The organism is Streptomyces sp. NPDC087859, assembly GCF_044742595.1.
GTDB classification, from domain to species: Bacteria; Actinomycetota; Actinomycetes; order Streptomycetales; family Streptomycetaceae; genus Streptomyces; species Streptomyces canus_F.
The window spans coordinates 14,945-30,826 of sequence record NZ_JBIUUU010000031.1 but is presented as its reverse complement, the minus strand read 5'-3'; the positions used below and the strand labels follow the sequence as shown (position 1 = coordinate 30,826).

Genomic DNA, 15,882 nt, shown 5'->3' with positions numbered 1-15,882 from the left:
GCCCTGGAACCGTCCCGGGGAAGACCGGGCAGGGCGGTAGAGGGGGCCCTAGGCTGGACTATTCAGCACGGCGTGGGGTGCGGGGGTGTGATGGGTGCGGGTGCGGGGGTGTCTGACGGGACGTCGGATAGCCGATGGTTCATCAGTCACGCCGGGGCCGATCGGGCGTGGGCGGAGTGGATCGCCTGGCAGCTGCTCGACGCCGGGCACCAGGTCGAGCTGGACTACTGGGACTGGGGCGCGGGCGACAACTTCGTTCTGAAGATGAGTGCCGCACTCGAGCGGGGCCAGTTGCTGGCGTTGTACTCCCCGGCCTATTTCGAGCCAGAGCGGTTCACGACGCCGGAGTGGACGGCGATAGTCGCGATGCGGGAGAGGATTACTCCCGTCCGGGTGGCCGAGGTCAGGGCTCCGGCGATCCTGCGTCCGCTGTTGTGCCGGGACCTGTTCGGTCTGAGCCCGGTAGAGGCGCGCAGGGTGTTGCTGGAGGCGGTGAATGGCCCGTCCCGTCCGGACGAGGAGCCGTCCTTCCCCGGACCGGATGGGGTGTTGCGGCAGGTCGGAGCCAGTAGCCCCCGCCTGCCGGGGAGTCTGCCGCGGGTGCGGAACCTGCCGGCCCGCAATGCGGCTTTCACCGGCCGCGACAGCCTCCTGGTCCATCTGCGGGAGGCGCTGGCGTCCGGGCAGCGGGTGGCGGTCCAGGCCCTGCACGGCCGCGGCGGGGTGGGCAAGACACAACTGGCAATCGAGTACGCCTACCGGTTCGCCGGCGAGTACGAGCTCGCCTGGTGGATTGCCGCGGAAGACCCGGCTCTGGTCCCCGACCAGCTTGCCGCTCTCGCTGCCCGGACCGGCGCCGCCCCGGCCGGCACGCTGCCCGCTGCCGCTGTGGAGTTGTTGGTGGGTGAGCTGGGGGAGCGTTCGCGGTGGCTGTTGGTGTTCGATAACGCCGAAGACCCCAACACGCTGGCTCCGTTCCTGCCCGGCGGCCTCGGGCATGTGCTGATCACCTCTCGCCACCCGCACTGGCATGCCCACGCCGTCCCCCTCGACATCGACACCCTCTCCCGGGCGGAGTCCGTGGCGTTGCTGGGTGCCCAGGGCGCCGTCCTGGCCGACGCGGACGCGGACGACATCGCCGCCACCTTGGACGATCTGCCGCTCGCGCTGGCGCAGGCCGCTGCGCTGTTGACCCGGGGTTTGTCGGCTGCGGATTTGAAGGAGGAGTTGGCGGCGAACCTGGTGGAGGTGATGGCTCAGAGCCCCCCGCCCGGCTACCCGACCGCGCTGGCCGCACAGGTCCGCCTGACCCGCACCCGCCTGGAGACCGACCACCCCGGGGCGGCCGCGGTGGTGGATGCGCCGGCTTTGCTGGCACCCGAGCCCTTCCCCCTCACCACCTGCGCCGGCCACCTCCCCGACCAGACCTCCGCGCTCTTGCAAGAGGCGGTCGGTTCGCGGCTGGCGGCGGTGGGTGCGGTGGAGGCGGTCGCCCGGCACGGTCTGGCCCGCGTCCAGAACGGCACCCTCCAACTGCACCGCCTCACCGAGGACATACTCAAGGGCCAGATGACCAGCCAGGAGCAGGACCAGGCGATGGCCGACGCCGAAGCACTCCTTGCCGCGGCCGACCCCGGCGCCCCCGATGAGCCGCGGTTGTGGCCGGCCTGGCAGGTCCTGCTCCCGCACGCCCTGGCCCTCGACCCAGCCCGGCTCACCACCAGCCGGGGACGGTACATAGTGGCGGATGTGTGCTGGTATCTGATGGACCGCGGTCAGGCCCGCCCAGCCCGGGAGCAGCTGCAACGGCTGTTTGACACCTGTCTGCGGCAGCTGGGCCCCGACCACGAGGACACCCTGCGGGCCGCCTACAACCTGGCCCGCGCCTACGACGACACCCAGGACCACGAGCGCGCCCGCGCCCTGCACGAAGACACCCTCGCCCGCTGCCGACGCCTCTACGGTGACGCCCACCCCCGCACTACGTCCAGCGCCCGCAGCTATGCCGTCCAACTGTGGGCGCTGGGACGGTATGAGGAAGCTCTCGCCCTGGACGAGAAGACGTTGGAGGTGCAGCGTCGGGTGTGGGGGCCGGAGCATGCGAGCACCATGCTCACGGCGGCCGGGCTGGCCGTCCAGTTGACGGAGGTGGGCCGGGTGGAGGAGGCGGTGGTGTTGGGGGAGGAGACGTTGGAGGTGCAGCGTCGGGTCCTGGGGCCGGAGCATCCGGACACGCTGAACACAGCGTCCAACCTAGCCGCCGATTTGACGGAGGTGGGTCGGGTGGAGGAGGCGGTGGTATTGGGAGAGGAGACGCTGGAGGTGCAGCGCCGGGTGCTCGGGTTGGATCATCCGCACATGCTGCTCACGGCGTACAACCTGGCCGTCCGGTTGGCGGAGGTGGGCCGGGTGGAGGAGGCGGTGGTGTTGGGGGAGGAGACGCTGGAGGTGCAACGCCGGGTGCTGGGGCTGGATCATCCGCACACGCTGGCTACGGCGTGCAACCTGGCCATCGACCTGGCGGATGTGAGTCGGGTGAGGGAGGCGCGGGTGTTGGGTGAGGACACGCTGGAGCGCCAGAAGCGGGTGCTGGGCGAGGACCAGTACGAGACGCTCCGGACATCCGGATGGCTTGAGTCGTTGGACGAAGCACCGGAGAGTCCCAAGTCCGAGACGTGAAACGGTGAACCGCTGCCGCACGATCACGGCTGCCCGCTGCCCGCTGCCCGCTGCCCGCTGCCCGCTGCCCGCTGCCCGCTGCGCGTGCTGATGCCCTCCTGGGTGGGGATCGCGTCCATCAAGTGGCTCGGCGACATCGAGGTGTGCGCGCAGCCCCTTTACTCGCCCTGGAACACCACCTTTTATCGCCTGTCCGGCCCCGCCCACCCGGACGGCGGCAGCGCGCCGCTCACTCGACAGGCGACGAAGAGCGCCTTCGAACTGGCCAGTGGGGCCACGTTTCGGGCGGGGTGCCGTCACGCCCTGCACGGACGGTCGTGGTCCGGCGCGGGTGTCGTGGTCCGGGTCGACGTCAGCACCGACGACGGCGCGACCTGGCGGCAGGCCCACTCTTACGACCGTCCCCGGGTCGGCACCTGGTTCCGCTGGTCTCTCGGCCGGCAGCCCGAAGCACCCGGCGCCACCCATTTGCTGGCGCGTGCCACGGACTCCGCTGGCCGCACTCAACCGGAGGCCGCGGTGCCCCATACGCAGGGGTACCTGTTCGAGGGCCTTGACCTGGTCAAGGCCCCTACCGCAGTTACACCACACTCGTTTGACAGTCCCACCTAACGGAGTCCTACCAGGGCGCATATCGAGTCGTGATCAATGAGTGGTCCGGGTGAGGTCATTGATCCAGATCATCGAGGCGCGCGGGTGGAGACCGGCAAGGTAGCTGTCCGAGGGACTTGTCGTCTCGCCAGGCCTTGAGCTTGTTGATCAGGCGCTCGCGCGTGTTCCTCTCCCGAGAGGTCCGCATCGTGGTGTGGCACTCGCCGCGCACATGAGGCCGGTCGATCGCTGCGTAGGTCGGATCAGTTGTGGGTGGTGGCCGGTGGGCCGGCGATGGCGGTGAGCCGGAGCTTGGTCTCGTCCTCGCTGCCGGGCACAGCGGTCATGATGACGATCTTGAGCTCGGAGTCGCCGTCGGCCAGGATGTCGCAGTCCACCGTGACCGGGCCCACTGACGGGTGGTCGATCGTCTTGTGATCCTCGCGGTGTGCGGCCACCTCTCCGCTCGCCCACAGCTCGGCGAACCTGCTGTTGCCCGAGTTCAGATCGCGGATCAGCGCTGCCAAGCGGTTGTCCTGGGGGAAGCGGCCGGTGGCGCGGCGCAGGTCGGAGACGACGGCGGCGTCGGTGGCGTCGCGGTCCGCCTCGGTCACCGGCCACAGCGCGAGGTGGGCGGGGCCGGCGTTCACCGGGAACCTGTCGCGGGCGAAGTTGCGCAGGCGCGGCGGCGAGGCGGAGGGGTCGCCCAGCAGGGCGGCCCATCCACGGTTCCACCACACCAGTTGCCAGTCCGCCGCGAACACGGCAACCGCCACGTCCCCGAGGCGGGTGAGCACCCGCTGCACGCCGGGCGGGAGATGGTCAGAGATCGCGCCGTCCACGGGCGGTACGAGCTGGGCCAGCCGGTACAGGTGGTCCCGCTCGGCGGTGGACAGCTGCAGGGCGCGCGCCAGGGACGCCACCACCGACGCGGAGGGTGTCGTGGCCCGCCCCTGTTCCAGGCGCACGACGTAGTCGACCGATACCCCGGCCAGGTCAGCCAGTTCTTCGCGCCGCAGCCCGGCCGCCCGGCGCCCGCGGGCCGCCGGCAGCCCGGCGGCCGATGGGGGCAGCCGGTCCCGCCACGTGCGGATCATCGCGCCCAGTCCGGTTCCGGGTGTCGTCGACATGGTCTCCATCCTCCGGCATCCCCGCTCGTGTGTGCGGGCGCGAGGGTGGTACTGGTCTTCCTACCGTCGAAGCGTCCCTGGCCCGCCTCCGTCGTCGGGGCCAGTATCGAACGCATGACGATCACCTTCATCACCGGAGCCAACAAGGGTCTCGGCCGCGAGACAGCCCGCCGCCTGATAGAGAGTGGGCACACCGTGCTCGTCGGATCCCGCAACCGCGAGCAGGGCGAGGAGGCCGCCGCCGCGCTCGGCGCACGCTACGTCCCCATCGACGTGACCGACGACGCGTCCGTGGCCGCCGCCGCCGCGAACGTCGCCGAACACGAGGGCAGGATCGACGTCCTGATCAACAACGCCGGTGTGCACGGCCCCCTCGGCGATCCCGGCGACCTCACCGCCGCCGACGCCCGCTCTGTCCTCGACGTCAACGTCATCGGCGTCGTCCGCACCACCACCGCGTTCTTGCCCCTGCTGCGCCGCTCGGACGACCCTGTGATCATCAACGTCAGTAGCGGCATGGGCTCCCTCGCCCTCACCCACGACCCCGCCCGGCCCGAGTCGCACGTTGTCGCGCCGCTGTACACCTCCTCGAAGGCGGCCCTGACGATGCTGACCACGCAGTACGCCAAGGGCCTCAAGGACATCCGCGTCAACGCCGCCGACCCCGGCTACACCGCGACCGACCTCAACGGTCACAACGGCCCCCAGACCGTCACCGAGGGCACGGACGCGATCGTCGCCCTTGCCACCGAGGAGCCCGGCGCCGGCACCGGACGCTTCCTCTCCCGCCACGGCGAGATCGCCTGGTCCTGAGACCGGCTTCCGTCACCGGCGAGAGGAACCTTCCGCCGGTGCTTCTCAATCTGCGGGAGTCGCCCTCGGGGCCCGGACCGGTAGATGTTCTTGCGTGATACGCGTGCAACTGACGGACGAGAAGCGGGAGTTCATCGGGCCGTACCTGCCAATCGGCACGTACGGCCCGTACCCCGAGAGGCTGCGGCAGCAGTTCGAAGGCGTGATCTGGCGGTTCAAGACCGGCGGGCAGTGGCGGGAGATGCCCCAGGAGTTCGGCGCCTGGTCGACCGTCCACAACCGCTTCCGGCAGTGGCGTGACGCCGGTGTCTTCGAGGCCCTGCTGGAGGTCTGATTGCGGAAGCAGCGAAGCGGGGTGAGGTGGACCTGTCCCTGGTCGGTATCGACTCCACCACTGCGCGCTCACCACGACGCTGCCGGGATGCACCTGGACGAAGACGTCCTCGGCGCACTGGAGAAAGCCGCCGCCCAGGAGGGAAGGCCAGGTCAAAAGGGGCAGCCTCCAAGAACGAAACGGGCAGGACGCAGAGTCCAGTCCCGAACGGGAGGAGCGACGACGCATCCGGCGCCGGCGCGCCCTCCGCCTGAAGGTTGCCCTCCTCGGACGCTCCCGGGGCGGGCAGACCAGCAAGGTTCACCTCGCCGCCGATCGCAAGTGCCGCCCGCTGGCGTTCGTCCTGACCGTGGGCCAGGCGCCGCGGACCGCTCACAGTTCACCCGGGTGCTGGGAAAGATACGGGTCCGCGGCCCGGTCGGCCGCCCTCGCACCCGGCCGGACGCCGTTGCGGGGGACAAGCCTACTCGTCCCGCTGCAACCGGGCCCATCTGCGCAGACGCGGCATCGAGGCCGTCATCCCCGAGAAGAGGGACCAGGCCGCCAACCGGAAGAAGAAGGGCACCCGGGGCGGCCGGCCCGTCAGTCACGATGCCGATCTCTACAAGAAGAGGAACATGGTCGAGCGGCTGATCAACAAGCTCAAGACCTGGCGAGGCATCGCCAGCCGGTACGACAAGACCCCAGACGGCTACCTCGCCGGCCTCCACCTGCGCGCCTCGATGATCTGGATCAAAGACCTCACCCGGACCACCCATTGATCACGACTCAATACGTGCCCTGAGTGAGTGCGTCGAGACCCGTATGTGTGGGGTATGGGCCGCGTCACGGTCGGGTGAACAGACGAACAGGAGACGCCCTCGGTGGCCGACGGTCCACTCAGCCGAAAGGCTCGTCTACTTGATGCTTCACCGCACTGCCGTCCCGGCTTCCAGGCTCGCACCCATCAGGTTGGTGTGATGGGCCTGTTCGAAGTAGAGGCAGGATCCTCTTGCGCAGCCAGCTGCCGTCGCGGTCCCGGCTCGCGGACCTCACTGCCGCAAGCGGATCTCATCCACCGCCTGTTGACACCGTTTCAGCCGCCTACTGTCGCACCAGAGGCAGGCCGGCTGCAGTGGCCGCCACCATGCGTTTCAGTGTGGGGCGGAACGGCGGGAACGCCCCCGCGATTTCCGGCTCACGCGCGTACAGTTCACGCAGCGCCTCAGGCGGTCGGGTGATGGGAAACAGCTTCGCGACGAAAGCGCTGGCTGTCATCACGAGTGCGGCGCCATCGGCGGGGGTCAGTTCCGGGCAGGCGGCGGAGATGCGCTGGCCGATCGCCCAGTAGGTGTCGATGGCCCACCTCTTGAAGACCTTCAGCACCTCCACGGACACATTGTGCTCGAGCATCGTCTCCGCGTGCGTGGTCAAATCACAGTAGAGCGGCCGGTCCACGAAGGCATCCGCGAGAACGCCGGCTGTTGCCTCGGTCCCACTCACTTCCTGCAACCGGGCACTGACCACGCTCGCCCACTCAGAACCCGCACTCATCAGCAGATGCAGGTAGATCTCCTCACGCGTGCCGAAGTAGCGCAGCACGTTGGACTTGGCGAGTCCGACCGCGGTGGCGATGTCCTGCAGGCTGACCCTGGCCACGCCGGAACGCTCGGCGAGCTCCCGAGCGGCGCTGAGGATGGCCTCACGGCGCTGGTCCTTCTGATCAGGGCGTCGAGCCCGCTGGAATGGCGCTGACATGACCGTTCATCCTAGTCCAGATCTAACAGAACGCCCATCTCTTGTTAAGGGACGGGTGTTCTGTTAATGTCCCGGCATCCGACAACCCCATCGCGCTCCCGGGAGTGAACGACCATCTCCGCCACCTCGACCAACCTCAGTCAGACCATTGACGACTTCGTTGCCGCCTTCAACGAGCCGAGCCCCGATCTCGACAAGGTCATGTCCTTCTTCGCCGACGACGCCGTGTACCTGCCCGGCCACCTTCCGGAGCGACGTGGCATCGCGGCGATCCGCAAAGAGTTCGAGCCGCACTTCGCCGGGCGCTACGGCGCCATGCACTTCGCCGTGTACGACAAGACCGTCGATGAGCCGAACCGGCGCGCCACGATCCGCTGGGCCTGTCGGCTCGACATGAGCGGAGAGTCCGGCCGTCATGTGCCGTTGCCATTGCGCTTGTTCGCCCGTGCGCGCTACGGCGGCCGCATGCAGTGGCACGGTGTGGACGTGTTCCACTTCGACATCGCAGGACGTATCAGCGGCAAGTTCACCTACGCCATGTTCCGGTTGCCGTTGTGGGAGCGAGGCTGACAGGCATGGCGGCCCCTGCTCGCCTTCGTGGTCACCGGCGGACTCCTGGTGTTGCTCTGCTACTTGGCGCTGCGGCCAGAACATCTCCTGTCCGTACCCGAGGGGGCCGCCTCCGGGTCGCTCACCATGCGCCCCTGCAAATGAGCGCTCATCCCAGATGCGGCGTGCAGGGTTGGTGGCCGCGGTCTGCGGGGCGTTGCTCGGGGCATGGATCGGCTGTTACGCGCCTTCCGATCTCCTGGCGCCTGCTGCAGCCATAGTCGGTGCGGGTGCGGCAGCGAATCTTGGGTTGCTGTGCGTCGAGCACTTCCGCAGGTGGCCGGACCACATTTGGCCCACACCGGCGATGCATAAGAGCTCTTGAGTCCGTAGCAGGAGACCATGGGATGGGCGGGCGCCGCAGGGACCAGCGGCGCCCGCCCACCAAGCAGTTTGGGCGCGGCTCTGCTGCAGTGAGCTGGTGATGCCGTGCGCCGTGGCCGTTCGGGGCCGGACGGCGGTTCGTCGTTTCCTGGGACGTGGTCTTGCAGGCGGCGATGGTGTTGTAGCTGGAGGAGCTTGACCGGCGGGAGGAGTGGCTGTCCCAACTGGAGATCACGCGGGAGACGATGACGGAGATTCTGTCCAGCGACGGGACAGTCACCCTTGCCTGGGCGGACGCGGATGCCGGCAGAGCGAGGGGTGAGGAGTATGCATCCCCGGAGGGATCGCCCGTCGGAGTGCGGCTGGTGCTGCAAACTGCGCGCTCATGGCCTGACCGACGATCTCACTCAACAACTGCCGCGTCCTCCGGTGAATCAGGGGACGTTCCCGCGGGGTGGTCGCACGTGACGTAGACCAGCTGCCACAGAACCCATCCGCTCACGGGAACACTGGCGAGAGAGGCGATCCATAGTGCGGTAACGGCGCTGAGCTGGGCCGGGCTCAGATGGCTGCTGGAGTAGAAGTAGGTAGCCGCCCAGACCGCGGCCGCGCCGGAGACAGCCGGAAAAGCCAGCCACAGACCGGCCAAGCGTAGGGCTCGTTGGGTGCGGCTCTGGTCGGCGTGGGCATGGAGCCAGGGTTCCCAGCCCAGCCCTCCAGGGATACGTGGTGAGAGCTCCGTGGTGATGTATTGCGCAGCGAGAAAGGTGAAGTGCAGCTCATCGGTGTACTTGGTGCTGATGAGGTACGAACTGAACGGGATGATCACCAGCAGTCCGCCCCTGCTCGGCGCAGCGGCGGCGAAGCTGAAAACGACGGCAGCTGTTGTGAGCTGAAGAGCCATCAGGGTATGAGCGGCGGTGCTGCGGCGCTCGATCTCTTGTCGAAGGGCGACAAACTCGGCCAACGGGCCCTCGTGTCTGCTCACTGCAGCATCTCCCATGCCCGGAGGTTTCCCGCCCGGAAGATGGGACATTCCGGCCCGGCAGCCGCGGTCGGCTCGGGGAGTTCCGACGACCACGAAGTCCTGCGGAAGAACCTGTCCACAGGCTGGTCGAACACAGGCTCGCGCAGTGCGGCTTCCTCAGCTGAGCACGGCGCCCCTGAAGCCGATGGCGTCACTTGGCGGGTGCAGAGGCTGTCGCCAACTGGCCTCCGTGGTCCAGCCGGTGGCCGCCACCCTCTGCGCGCCCCCATCCATACCAACTGCTGTTCGGGGCGGGCCCACTTCAAGAGAGGCACACCCACACTGCTCTTTTGCGGACCGGCTCCTTGCGCAGATCGCATCGCGATCAATCTTCGGGAGTCGCCCTCGGGGCCCGGACCGGTAGATGTTCTTGCGTGACACGCGTGCAACTGACGGACGAGAAGCGGGAGTTCATCGGGCCGTACCTGCCAATCGGCACGTACGGCCCGTACCCCGAGCGGCTGCGGCAGCAGTTCGAAGGCGTGATCTGGCGGTCCAAGACCGGCGGGCAGTGGCGGGACACCGGTGTCTTCGAGGCCCTGCTGGAGGGCCTGATCGCGGAAGCAGCGGAGCGGGGTGAGGTGGACCTGTCCCTGGTCAGTATCGACTCCACCACCGCGCGCGCTCACCACGCCACTGCCGGGATGCACCTGGACGAAGACGTCATTACCGCCCTGGAGAAGGCCGCCGCCCAGGAGGGAAGGGCAGGGCAAAAGGGACCGCTTCCAAGAACAAAACGGGCAGGACGCAGAGTTCAGCCCCGGACGGGAGGAGCAACGACGTATCCGGCGCCGGCGTGCCCTCCGGTTGAAGAGCGCTCTCCTCGGACGCTCCCGGGGCGGCCGGCCCGTCAGTCACGATGCCGATCTCTACAAGAAGAGGAACACGGTCGAGCGCCTGATCAACAAGCTCAAGACCTGGCGAGGCATCGCCACCCGGCACGACAAGACCCCAGACAGCTACCTCGCCGGCCTCCACCCGCGCGCCTCGATGATCTGGATCAAAGACCTCACCCGGACCACCCATTGATCACGACTCAATACGTGCCCTAGTACGGCAGAAGGGGTCGGACTATCCGGTGTGTGCTTCGATCTCGGTCGCCAGCGTCTGTTGGGTGGCCGCCCACGACGCCAGGAGCGCCAAATGGTCAGCGGTCGGCGTGCCCGCGGGTGCGGTGTAGACGATGAGGTGCAAGCCGGGCGGGCTCGGATCCGCCAGTGAGGGATGGGGTGCTGCTCGGAGGACCGGGCCACGGCTGCGAAGCCGCTGAGTCAGTCCCTCCCTCTACGGTTTGCCCATGACTCCTGAGATGTGGGACCGGCTACGTCCCTTCCGTGACAAAGCGATTGCCCAGGGCATACCTGCCGAAGATGTGGAGCGATGGCTGGCTACCGCCGCCCGCCCCTGCGCGACGCTGAAGCGGGGCGGGGACGGACCGGTCGTGGGCCGATTCGGCGGTCCGCTCCTGCTGCCTGCTGACACTCCGGACCCCGCCCACCCCTTCGTCGCCGCCATCGACCTTGGGGCGCTGCCCGCCGACGCGACGGACCTGCACCTGCCTCTCGAGGGCCACCTGCTGTTCTTCGCCTTCCCCGAGACCGCCGACGCTTACGAAAGCATGGGCAGCGTGGTGTATGTCCGCGTCGGGTCAGCCGTGGTCGAACGGGACAGGCATGCTTGGAACTCTTTCGGCTGGGAGGACTACGAAGCGATGTTCGAGGAGTTCCCGCAGGGTCCGCTGCGGGCGACGCCCCAGGTGTCGCTGCCCCACCACCATTCGGTCGAACTGCCCGGTCCGCTGGTCGGCGGTCCACTTCCCGCGCATCCTCGCTCCGAAGAGCTCATCGCTGTCTGGGAGAACACCCGTGACGACGTCGCTCCCGAGGGGCCGTTGCAGATCGGGGGGTACGCCGATGAGGAGGCCATCGACACCGACCCGGTCGCCATTGCGGTGTCCAGGGCCGTGAAAGCCGCGGAAGCAGGCGAGTGGGACGGGCCGGTTTCGGATGACGTCTCGGACTGGGTACTGCTGGCCGACTGGCAAGCCGGCATGGATGTGCAGGGCTGGGAGAGCGCCACCGTCCACTGGGTGATCCAGCGCGAGGACCTGGTCGAGCGGCGCTTCGACCGCGCGTTCACCAGCGTCTTCTGGAACCCGTGACCTGTTCCTGGATGGGTTCACGGTGAGTGCGTGCGGCTCGGGCGCGGTAGTGGTTGGTTCGGGACCGGGCCTGGTGGCGGATGCGCCAGCGATCCCAGTGCATGGCCGGCCAGGTGCGAGCCGCGCGAGCGGGGGCGAGGACGATCCGGTCGCAGAGGCGACGGAACTCGTTCATGGTCGGAGCCGGGTGTCGGCGGCCGGCGGGGTATTAGCCCCACCTGTCCCTCGGCCACATGAAACGACTGACCTCGCGCACGAGTTGGCCAGCCTTCTTCTCCTTCTTCTTGAGCACAGTGGAGCGGCGGATCAGCAGGCGGCGCTCCAGTACCTGGACGGTGGGTGAGAGGTGGACGCTGGCCGTAGTCGCGGGGGCCGCCTTTGGCGCCATCGGCGCCCGAGCGGCGCTCGAACGCTTCCTCGGGCACGAGGGCGTACAACTCGCGGACTTGGCGGGTGCGCTTGTCCGACAGGGGAACCGCCTGGTCCTTGGGCACCGCGAACACATAGCGCACCCGGCGCACTTCCAGCCGGGCGCGCAGCGCGCGGTACTGCCGGTACGCCTCGCCGGCGAGGAAGCAGGTGCCGGCACGTCGGCTTCCAGGGCGCTCCAGCATGCGCCGGGCCGGCTCTGGCTTGGAAGCGCGTGGCCCCGTTCGGATCGCGGGCCCCGACGAGGAAGGCCGGTTCGACGGCTCAACCGTCGAAGTCGACCGTGAGAGCGTCGGAGGCGGCGTAGGTCTGGCAGGTGAGGACATAGCCTGCGGAGATCTCTGCCGGTTCCAGGGCGTAGTTGCGGCGCATGTCGGCGTCGCCGTGGGTGACGAGGGCGCGGCAGGTTCCGCAGACGCCGCCCTTGCAGGCGAACGGCAGGTCGGGCCGGACCTGCTGGGCGGCGTCGAGAACGGTGCGGTGGCGTGGCGCGGTGAACGTGGTCGCCCGGCCGTCGAGGACCACGGTGACCTCGCTCCCGGGGCCTTGGCCGGTGGCGTCTTCGGGGTTGGTGGTGGTCGCCGCGGGCGGTTCCTCGTCTGCGTGGAACAGTTCCTGGTGGACGCGGTCCGCGGGGACGCCGAGGCCGGTCAGGAGTGCGCGGGTGTCGCGCACCAGGCCGTGCGGGCCGCACAGCCACCAGTGGGCGACCTCCCGGATGTCGACGAGGGCGCCCAGCAGTGCGGTGAGCCGCGCCGTGTCGAGGCGGCCGGAGAGCAATTCGGCTTCGCGCGGCTCGCGGGACAGGACGTGGGCGAGCTGGAAACGGGCCGGGTACCGGTCTTTGAGGTCGGCGAGTTCGTCCGCGAACATCACGGTGCCGGTGCGCCGGTTGCCGTACAGGAGCGTGACGCGCGCGTCCTCGTCCGCGGCGAGGACGGACGCGGCGATGGACAGCATCGGCGTGACACCGGACCCGGCGGCGACGAGCACCTGGTGGCCGAAGCCGCCGGTACCGGTCGGGTCCGGGGTGAACGCACCGGCCGGGGCCATGACCTGCAGGGTGTCCCCGGGGCGTACGCCGTGCACGAGCCAGGAGGAGAACAGGCCGCCCGGCACCACACGGACGCCGATGCGCGGCGCCGTACCGGCCGGTGAGCAGATCGAGTACGAGCGCCGCTCGTCGCGACCGTCGATCTCGCGCCGCAGGGTGAGGCACTGACCGGGCCGGAACGCGAACTCGGTGGCCAGACGGTCGGGGACGTCGAAGGTGAGAGCGGCCGCGTCCGCACACAGCGGTTCCACGGCGGACACCCGTAGGGCGTGGAAGGCGGGGCGGCGGGACCCCGAGCGGGGCATGGTCATGGCAGGTCCTTGATGTGGGGGAACGGCTCCAGGCAGGTGCGGCAGCGCCGGAGCGCCGTGCAGGCGGTGGCGGCGAAGCGCGAGATCTCCTCGGTGTCGGCCGAGGCACAGCGCGGGCAGGGAACTGCGGGAGGCGCGACGGTGAGGCTCACCCAGGTCGGGCCCTGGGTGTTGCGCGGGCCGGGCGGTGCGATGCCGTGCTCCGCGAGCTTGCGGCGGCCCTCGTCGGTGATCCGGTCGGTGGTCCACGGCGGGTCGAGCACCGTGACCACCCGGACGTCGGCGAAGCCGGCGGCCAGCAGCCGGGCCGTCACCTCGGCGCGCATCTCGGCCATGGCGGGGCAGCCGGCGTACGTCGGGGTGAGCCGTGCGATGACGGTTCCCTCCGGCGTCACCTCGACGCCGTGCAGCACCCCGAGGTCGGCGAGGGTCAGCATCGGCAGTTCGGGGTCGGGGACCTCGGCGGCGATCCGTGACGCTCGCTCCGGCGGCGCCGTCACCACGACGCGTCCGGGTGGGCGCGGGCGACGCTCTGCAGTTCGGCGAGGAGGGGCGGCAGGTGCGGGGTGTGCTGTCCGTTCCTGCCGGAGCCCGGGACCGGGGGCGCCGTCACGTCGAGGGGGGACCCCTCTTCGGGCTGGTTCAGCCCGGCATCGGCCAGCACGTGGAACAGCTCCAGGCGGGTCCGCGCGGCGACGGCTGCCGGATCCGCGCCCAGGCGCGCGGCCGCACGCTCCGTCAGCAGTTCGTCCAGCCAGGGGGCGAGGGCGTCCAGCGCGGCCCGTACGCGCCCGGCGGACTCGGCGGTGCCGTCGCCGAGCCGTACCGTCCACTCCGCGGCCCAACGCCGGTGGTAGGCAAGCTCCTTGGCGCTCTTGGCCGCGATCGCGGCCAGCATCGGGTCGGGTGCGCCGGTGAGCGCCTCGCACACGGCCAGCCGCCAGACGGACAGCACCAGCAGGCGGGCGATGGTGAAGGCGAAGTCACCGCCGGGCAGTTCGGCCAGGCGTATGTTGCGGAAGTCCTCCGGGTCGCGGAAGTAGGCGTACGCGTCCTCGCCACGGCCCGTGCCGTCGGCCCGGCCGGCCCTGGCGTACAGCAGCCGGGCCTGGCCGAGGAGGTCGAGGCCGATGTTGGCCAGCGCCAGCTCCTCCTCCAACTCCGGGGCGCGGGTGCACCATTCGGCCAGCCGTTGCGCGGATACCAGGGCGTCGTCGCCGAGCGCCAGACAACAGGCGGCCAGGTCTTCGGCGTCGACTCCGTCGGGCACCGCCTGGTCGACGCCGTGCAGCGGGTCGGTGAACCCGGTGCCGAACGCCCACCGCGCGCCGTCGCCGTCGACGTACTGGTCCTCGTCGGTCATGCGCTGCTCCTCAAAGGTTCCGGGAGGTCCCTAGATGTGCGGGACGTCGTCGGGGATGTCGTAGAAGGTGGGGTGCCGGTAGACCTTGTCGCCGCTGGGTGCGAAGAAGGGGTCCTTCTCGTCGGGCGCGGAGGCGGCGATGGTGTCCGAGCGCACGGCCCAGATGCTCACGCCCTCGTTGCGCCGGGTGTAGAGATCGCGGGCGTGCAGCAGGGCCATGTCGTCGTCGGCGGCGCGCAGGGAGCCGACGTGGACGTGGTTGAGTCCGCGCTTGCCGCGGACGAACACCTCGTACAGCGGCCAGTCGCCGGCGTTCTTCGTGTTCATGCGGCCGCCCCTTCCCGCAGTCGGGTCGTCCGCTTGGCGGCGTGCGCGGCGGCGGCCCGCCGTACCCAGGCGCCCTCCTCGTGCGCGGCCCGGCGTCGGGCGACCCGCTCGGCGTTGCACGGTCCGTCACCGGAGACGACCCGCTTGAGCTCGTCCCAGTCGGGGGCGGAGAAGTCGTGGTGGCCGCGCTCCTCGTTCCACTTCAGGTCCGGGTCGGGGAGGGTGACGCCGAGCTTCTCGGCCTGCGGGACGGTCATGTCGACGAAGCGCTGGCGCAGTTCGTCGTTGGTGTGCCGCTTGATCCTCCAGGCCATGGAGCGCGCCGAGTTGGGGGAGTCGTCGTCGGGCGGGCCGAACATCATCAGGGAGGGCCACCACCAGCGGTCGACGGCGTCCTGCACCATGGCGCGCTGTGCGTCGGTGCCGCGCGTCATTGTCAACAGCAGTTCGTATCCCTGCCGTTGGTGGAAGGACTCCTCCTTGCAGACGCGGACCATGGCGCGTCCGTACGGGCCGTAGGAGGTGCGGCACAGCGGGACCTGGTTGCAGATGGCCGCCCCGTCCACGAACCAGCCGATCACTCCGACGTCGGCGAAGGTGCGGGTGGGGTAGTTGAAGATCGAGGAGTACTTCTGGCGGCCGTCGATCAACCGCTCCGTCAGGTCGGTGCGGTCGGCGCCGAGGGTTTCGGCCGCCGAGTAGAGGTAGAGCCCGTGGCCTGCCTCGTCCTGCACCTTGGCGAAGAGGATCGCCTTGCGGCGCAGCGAGGGCGCCCGGGTGATCCACTCGCCCTCCGGCTGCATGCCGATGATCTCCGAGTGGGCGTGCTGGGCGATCTGGCGGACGAGCGTGGCCCGGTAGGCGCCGGGCATCCAGTCGCGGGGTTCGATGCGCCGGTCATGGGCGATGGTGTCCTCGAACGCGGACAGGTTCATGGAGTCGGACGCCTCCTGCGAGGGTGTTGTTCGCGCGGGTGTCGTTGGCAGGGGGGTC

12 protein-coding genes and 4 pseudogenes are annotated in these 15,882 nt (G+C 69.5%); 7 read left to right on the top strand and 9 right to left on the bottom strand.

From position 1 onward, the window contains the following. Positions 1–108: 108 nt before the first annotated feature. On the top strand, positions 109–2,679 hold the full coding sequence (gene fxsT / locus ACIOHP_RS46615) for an FxSxx-COOH system tetratricopeptide repeat protein (protein ID WP_401897427.1): 2,571 nt from the start codon (positions 109–111) through the stop codon (positions 2,677–2,679). Beyond that, a pseudogene (locus ACIOHP_RS46610) lies at positions 2,680–3,291 on the top strand (molybdopterin-dependent oxidoreductase); the annotation flags it as partial. Between the two features lie 33 nt (positions 3,292–3,324). Here ACIOHP_RS46610 and ACIOHP_RS46605 read toward each other — a convergent pair. Further along, positions 3,325–3,530, bottom strand: a pseudogene (locus tag ACIOHP_RS46605) (hypothetical protein); the annotation flags it as partial. 3 nt (positions 3,531–3,533) lie between these two features. Continuing rightward, on the bottom strand, positions 3,534–4,409 hold the full coding sequence (locus tag ACIOHP_RS46600; RefSeq protein ID WP_401897426.1) for a helix-turn-helix transcriptional regulator: 876 nt from the start codon (positions 4,407–4,409) through the stop codon (positions 3,534–3,536). Positions 4,410–4,514: 105 nt separating this feature from the next. Between ACIOHP_RS46600 and ACIOHP_RS46595 the strand changes: the two genes are divergently transcribed. Both ACIOHP_RS46595 and ACIOHP_RS46590 read left to right on the top strand, forming a co-directional pair. Continuing rightward, positions 4,515–5,213 carry an SDR family NAD(P)-dependent oxidoreductase gene (locus ACIOHP_RS46595; protein ID WP_401897424.1) on the top strand — a complete coding sequence of 233 codons (699 nt, stop codon included), beginning with the start codon at positions 4,515–4,517 and terminating at the stop codon, positions 5,211–5,213. Positions 5,214–5,307: 94 nt separating this feature from the next. Further along, positions 5,308–6,308 (top strand): annotated as a pseudogene (locus tag ACIOHP_RS46590) (IS5 family transposase). A 322-nt stretch (positions 6,309–6,630) separates the two neighbouring features. Here ACIOHP_RS46590 and ACIOHP_RS46585 read toward each other — a convergent pair. After that, positions 6,631–7,284 carry a TetR family transcriptional regulator gene (locus ACIOHP_RS46585; protein ID WP_401897423.1) on the bottom strand — a complete coding sequence of 218 codons (654 nt, stop codon included), beginning with the start codon at positions 7,282–7,284 and terminating at the stop codon, positions 6,631–6,633. 114 nt (positions 7,285–7,398) lie between these two features. Between ACIOHP_RS46585 and ACIOHP_RS46580 the strand changes: the two genes are divergently transcribed. Continuing rightward, positions 7,399–7,854, top strand: coding sequence for a YybH family protein (locus ACIOHP_RS46580; RefSeq protein ID WP_401897548.1), 456 nt, complete (start codon positions 7,399–7,401; stop codon positions 7,852–7,854). Between the two features lie 766 nt (positions 7,855–8,620). Here ACIOHP_RS46580 and ACIOHP_RS46575 read toward each other — a convergent pair. Then, complete coding sequence (locus ACIOHP_RS46575; RefSeq protein ID WP_401897421.1) at positions 8,621–9,205, bottom strand: hypothetical protein; 585 nt, start codon at positions 9,203–9,205, stop codon at positions 8,621–8,623. A gap of 413 nt (positions 9,206–9,618) precedes the next feature. Between ACIOHP_RS46575 and ACIOHP_RS46570 the strand changes: the two are divergent. Together ACIOHP_RS46570 and ACIOHP_RS46565 are read left to right on the top strand one after the other, a co-directional pair. After that, a pseudogene (locus ACIOHP_RS46570) lies at positions 9,619–10,273 on the top strand (hypothetical protein). Between the two features lie 268 nt (positions 10,274–10,541). Next, the gene (locus tag ACIOHP_RS46565) at positions 10,542–11,405 is read left to right on the top strand and encodes a DUF1963 domain-containing protein (protein WP_401897420.1); all 864 of its coding nucleotides are present in this window, start codon (positions 10,542–10,544) and stop codon (positions 11,403–11,405) included. Between the two features lie 693 nt (positions 11,406–12,098). Here the strand turns inward: ACIOHP_RS46565 and paaE are convergent. The 5 genes from paaE to paaA are packed head-to-tail and all read right to left on the bottom strand — an operon-like array spanning position 12,099 to position 15,824. Next, on the bottom strand, positions 12,099–13,199 hold the full coding sequence (gene paaE / locus ACIOHP_RS46560; RefSeq protein ID WP_401897419.1) for a 1,2-phenylacetyl-CoA epoxidase subunit PaaE: 1,101 nt from the start codon (positions 13,197–13,199) through the stop codon (positions 12,099–12,101). Then, positions 13,196–13,702: a 1,2-phenylacetyl-CoA epoxidase subunit PaaD gene (gene paaD, locus ACIOHP_RS46555; RefSeq protein ID WP_401897418.1), complete on the bottom strand. Its 507-nt coding sequence runs from the start codon at positions 13,700–13,702 to the stop codon at positions 13,196–13,198. The genes paaE and paaD overlap by 4 nt, the downstream gene beginning before the upstream one ends. Beyond that, positions 13,696–14,562 (bottom strand): 1,2-phenylacetyl-CoA epoxidase subunit PaaC, encoded by an 867-nt coding sequence (paaC, locus tag ACIOHP_RS46550; protein ID WP_401897416.1) that lies wholly within the window; start codon positions 14,560–14,562, stop codon positions 13,696–13,698. Before paaC ends, paaD begins: the two co-directional genes overlap by 7 nt. A 30-nt stretch (positions 14,563–14,592) precedes the next feature. Next, positions 14,593–14,889, bottom strand: coding sequence for a 1,2-phenylacetyl-CoA epoxidase subunit PaaB (paaB, locus tag ACIOHP_RS46545; protein ID WP_361558941.1), 297 nt, complete (start codon positions 14,887–14,889; stop codon positions 14,593–14,595). Continuing rightward, positions 14,886–15,824, bottom strand: coding sequence for a 1,2-phenylacetyl-CoA epoxidase subunit PaaA (gene paaA / locus ACIOHP_RS46540; RefSeq protein ID WP_401897546.1), 939 nt, complete (start codon positions 15,822–15,824; stop codon positions 14,886–14,888). Before paaA ends, paaB begins: the two co-directional genes overlap by 4 nt. Positions 15,825–15,882 lie beyond the last annotated feature (58 nt).